The following is a 2,364-nucleotide window of genomic DNA, read 5'->3' as shown; positions in this document are numbered from 1 at the left end:
GCCACGGTGCGGCGCAGGGTCACGGGGCCGGGGTCCGCCTCACCGCCGCCAGGCGCGAGGGCGCGCGCCCCCACGCCCGCAGGGCCGGAGCGCTGGGCGCTCGTCCGTCCGCCGTCACGAACCCGGAGCCGCGTGGGCTGTCCCGGCGTCGGCCTTCTGCTCCTCCGGCCGCACGGCCGTGACGAGGTAGTAGTCAAGGATGCGTTGCCGGTAAGCGCGCAGAAAATTCCGCGGCCAGGTCCCGGGCTCCCACCACCGACTGAGCCAGCGGTCCCACCCCGGCCAGACGTGCGTCCCGATCGACTCGCCCTGCACGCTCGTGAATCCGGCCCGCGTGAACGCGTCGGCGAGCGCCTTCACCGGCCGTGCGATGTCCAGGCCACTGGCGTACGTGTCGAGCAGCCGCGCGAGTTCCTCGGCCCGACCGGGCTCCTCGTCCACGGTGAAGAAGCTGGCGACGGCCACCCGGCCGCCCGGTCGCAGCACCCTCCAGGTCTCCGCCGCGAAGGCGCCGAGATCCGGGAAGTGCTGAGCCGCCTCCACGCTGATCACCGCGTCGAACGCACCGCCCTCCAGGGGCATGCTCTCCGCGGCCCCCTGGACGAACCGCAGCCGGTCGGGCTCCTGTCGAAGCAGGTCGGCATGCGCCGCGCGCGCCCGCCGCAGCTGCTCCGGATGAACGTCCATGCCGGTGACCGTGCCGGTGCCGTACTCCCGCAAGGTGACCACGGATCCCATGCCCAGCCCGCAGCCCACCTCCAGGACGTCCGCTCCTCGCGGTGGGCCGGCGGAGTCCAGGACATGACGGTAGAGATCCACCTGACTGCGGATCCGCTCCGCCTCACCGAGCGGCCCGCCCAGGTCCACCGCCCGCCAGTACCCGAAGTTGATGAATCCGCCGGCGAAGATCTGATGACTGCCCAGATCACCCGGGCCGTACGTCTCCCGTACCACCGGCCTCATGGCCTGACCACCGTCCGACACTCCGCACCTCCCGAAGGGCCCCCGCGGCGTCATCGTACGCGGCTCCTCCGCTCCCGAGCCGTCGGATCGAGCCATTCGACCCGACGGTGGCAACGTCCGCGCACAGGACCGCGTCGCGCGCGGCGCGGTCTCCAGGGCCGCCGGTCATGTGCGGGCCGTCAGCCGCCGGCCGGTCCCTCCGACGCGGGGGGAGGAGGGGACCTCCGCGACCGGTCCCCCGGGTGGGGGCGGGACGTGCGCGTGCCATCGCTCCCAGATGATGTCGGGACGCAGGGGGAGGGCCGTGAAGCGGACGCCGGTGGCGTCGCGCAGGGCGTTGGCCACGGCGGGGGCGACGGGATTGAACGCCGCCTCACCGCCCGGCTTGGCGCAACCCGGCCGATCGGAGCCCGGGACAGGGACGAAGTGAACCTCGGTGGGGGGTACGTCGGCGGCGTGCGGGACCGGGTAGGTGCGGAGTTCCGCCGTGGTGACGCGGCCGTGGTGGTCGGTGCGCACCTCTTCCATCAGTGTGGTGCCGATGCCCTGGGCGACGGCTCCCTCGATCTGGCTCCGCAGTTGTCGCCGGTCCAGGACGGTGCCCGCGTCGGCGGCGTGGACGGAGTCCAGGAGGGTGACCAGGCCGGTGGCCGGGTCGACCGCGAGACGGATCCACTGCGCGTTCGCCGCCAGACCGGGAGTCCCGGTGGTGGCGTCCCGGGACGCGGTGGCGGTGAGCGGCCGTCCGGTCTCACGGGCGGTTCGGTGCAGGGCGGTCAGGGGCAGCGGGCGGCCGGCGCAGTCGACGGCCTCCGGGCCGAGTCCGCAGCTGTCCGGGGTGGTGCCGGTGTGGGCCGCCGCGGCTTCCAGGACGGCCGTGCGCAGGGCCAGGCAGGCGTCGTGGACGGCGCGGGCGGCAAGGGTGGATCCCGTGGAGACGAAGCCTCCGGTGTCGTGGGAGAGCAGATCGGTGTCGCCCTGACGGAGATGGACGCGGTCGACGGTGGTGGCCAGCACCGTGGCGGCGATGCGCCGGTGGACGGGGCCGGCCTGTTTGCCGAACTCCGGGGAGTCGGTGCGCAGTTCGTAGGTGCCGTCGGCGCGCAGGGCGGCGGTGGCCCGGGCGATGTGACCGTCGGAGGACAGGGTGTGGGTGACGGTGACGGCCATGCCCTCACCCACCACCCAGGCCGGCCCGGGAAGCGCGGGCGGGATCGCCGAGCGTCGTGCGCGGGCGGCTTCGATGAGATCCAGACAGCCGCTGATGCCGTGGGCGGCGACGGGCGGCGGTCCGTCGGCGGTCACCGCCGGTGCGGACTGTCCGGGACGCAGGTAGGCCTGACGGCGCAGGGCCAGGGGGTCGAGACCGCTCCTGCGGGCGATGTCGTCGAGGGCGGATTC

Annotated in this window: 2 protein-coding genes; both read right to left on the bottom strand. The window is 74.1% G+C overall.

Annotated elements, in window-relative coordinates; all coding sequences use genetic code 11:
• Window positions 1-114 precede the first annotated feature (114 nt).
• A complete protein-coding gene (locus RIF68_RS34495) occupies window positions 115-963 on the bottom strand; it encodes a methyltransferase domain-containing protein (RefSeq protein ID WP_309055428.1) in 849 nt (282 codons plus the stop codon).
• Between the two features lie 165 nt (window positions 964-1,128).
• On the bottom strand, window positions 1,129-2,364 hold a 1,236-nt coding region (locus RIF68_RS34490; RefSeq protein ID WP_375165787.1), incomplete at its 5' end, for a xanthine dehydrogenase family protein molybdopterin-binding subunit.

This window comes from Streptomyces sp. (assembly GCF_031178505.1).
Lineage (GTDB): Bacteria > Actinomycetota > Actinomycetes > Streptomycetales > Streptomycetaceae > Streptomyces > Streptomyces gulbargensis.
Note: the sequence above shows the minus strand (reverse complement) of the source record. Positions and strands in the feature narration are given on the sequence as shown.

Bases quoted from the DNA above. Each gene is read 5' to 3' on its own strand.
- RIF68_RS34495 (WP_309055428.1), bottom strand. From the start codon at position 963: ATGAGGCCGGTGGTACGGGAGACGTACGGCCCGGGTGATCTGGGCAGT.